This window comes from bacterium (assembly GCA_024224155.1).
In the GTDB taxonomy this organism is placed as follows: domain Bacteria; phylum Acidobacteriota; class Thermoanaerobaculia; order Multivoradales; family JAHEKO01; genus CALZIK01.
Map to the genome: position 1 here is coordinate 1 of JAAENP010000321.1, position 1,898 is coordinate 1,898.

Here is a 1,898-nt window from a genome sequence, read left to right on the forward strand (position 1 = left end):
CGCCGCCCTGCTCGGGCACCCCGACAAGGGTCTCCTCCATGGTCTCCTGGTCGATGTAGGAGAAGGGGACGACGTAGAACTCCATGCCGCCGATTTTCTTGAGCTGCTCCTTGACCCGGCGCCGGGTTTCGAGCGCGTACTCGAGGCAGCGGCGCACTGCGTCCTTGGTGTAGTCCTCCCCCGGGTAGAGCAACTTGAGCAGGCCGGAAACGGTGTGCTTGACGGCGATCGAGTCGCGCTGGTTGAGGTCGCCGCCGAGCTTGCAGTACTTGTTGATCGCGTCGCCCAAGTTGTACTTACGCATCTCGCGCAGGAACTCGGCGAGGTAGTCGGTGATCAGTCCGTAGCGGTCGGTGAAGTACTCGGGCCGCATCTTCGGGATCTCCCAGCCCGGGATGTAGGCGTGGAAGCGGTCGAAGAAGGCGGAGTCGATCATCGCCTCGGGGAAGGGGGCGAGCAGGTGGCTGGTCTTGACCAGGGTCTCCACGGGCTGGTTGATGTTGCCGACGAAGACCATGGCGGCGTAGGCGTTGATCTGGTCGCGGCCGCGGGCGAAGGAGCCCGAGGCCATGAAGTCCTTCATGATCTGGACGCCGTCCTTGTCCTTGAAGCGGATCCCGGCCACCTCGTCGAAAGCCACCACGTCCCACAGCCCGACCAGGCCGACGGCGTGGCTGGCCATGTTGTAGAAGAGGTTGGCGACGGTGGTGTGGCCGCCGGAGATCAGGATGCTGTAGGGGCTGATCTCCTTGTAGATGTGGCTCTTGCCGGTGCCGCGAGGGCCCAGCTCGCAGACGTTGTAGTTGTTCTCGGCCAGGGGCAGCAGGCGGCACAGGATGTGCCACTTCACCCGCTCCTCGAACTGCGTCGGCTCGTAGCCCGAGGAGCGTAGCAGCACGTCGATCCACTGCTCCTCGGTGAACTGAGCACGCGCCTCGAACAGCTCCTCCATGTCCATGTTCGGCATCTGGATCGGCTTGAGGTCCTCGATCATGAACGGCGAGCCCTTCTGGCCTTCCTCGTAGAAGTACTGCATGCGGGCGATGGCCCAGATGCCTCCCGCCAGCAGCTTCTCGTAGCGCCGCACGAAGTTGTCGGGGATCTCGACCCCCTTGATGCCGAGGTTCGAGAGCAGCGCCTCGTGGACGTCGCGCCGCTCGTTGAGCTTGACCGTGACCTTGTCGATGACCTTGAGCCCGCCGCGGGCGCGGATGGTCGACTTGACCTTCTCGGCCTCGTCGGGGCGGACGTAGTTCTCGGCCAGCACCTGCTTGACGGTCTTCATGCCGTCCTCGATCACCGCCGGGTCGCTCGAGGCGCAGTAGGTGCCGAGCAGGTACTCGAGCACGTAGACCGGGACGTTGGCGCCCTCCTTGACCAGCTTGGTCAGGTCCTTGCGCACCACGCGGCCGGCGAAGTGCTCGTTGAGCAGGTCGTCGAGGTCGCTGTCGAGCGCTTGACCGGTGCCGGGATCGGGATCAGGAATCGACGTCATATGCACCTTCCTCGTCGGCGCCGGTGAATCGGGCCACAGCCTGTGGCCCTTTTAGCGAGCGAGCTTCGCCGGCGCTCAATTGGGCCAACGCCGTTGGCCCTTCTTCCTGGCATGGGCTCAGAAATCGAAGTCATCGGTGATCGCCCTGTCGATGGTCACTTCCACTCCGAGTTGCTCGATACCGGTATCGCTGTCGCGCAGCACCAGGCGGTAGGGGGTTTTCTTGTCGAACGGTTGATCCTGCAAGGTGAGGATCACCGACTTCTGCCGTTCGTCGATGCTGTCGGACTGGCTCTCGAAGGTCACGGTCTCGATGCTGGTCACCGGCTCGCCACCTTCGTAGACCGCGACCTTGAGGGTGATCGGCCTCGCCCGGTCGCTGACCGGCTCCATCTGGATCAGC

The 1,898-nt window shown here is 63.9% G+C and carries 2 protein-coding genes; both read right to left on the bottom strand.

Annotated features, from left to right (window positions below):
- Positions 1–1,495 (bottom strand): protease Lon-related BREX system protein BrxL (gene brxL, locus GY769_16895; GenBank protein MCP4203599.1); only part of this gene is annotated, 1,495 nt, incomplete at its 3' end.
- A gap of 117 nt (positions 1,496–1,612) precedes the next feature.
- On the bottom strand, positions 1,613–1,888 hold the full coding sequence (locus GY769_16900) for a hypothetical protein (protein ID MCP4203600.1): 276 nt from the start codon (positions 1,886–1,888) through the stop codon (positions 1,613–1,615).
- Positions 1,889–1,898 lie beyond the last annotated feature (10 nt).

Bases quoted from the DNA above. Each gene is read 5' to 3' on its own strand.
- GY769_16900 (MCP4203600.1), bottom strand. From the start codon at position 1,888: ATGGAGCCGGTCAGCGACCGGGCGAGGCCGATCACCCTCAAGGTCGCG.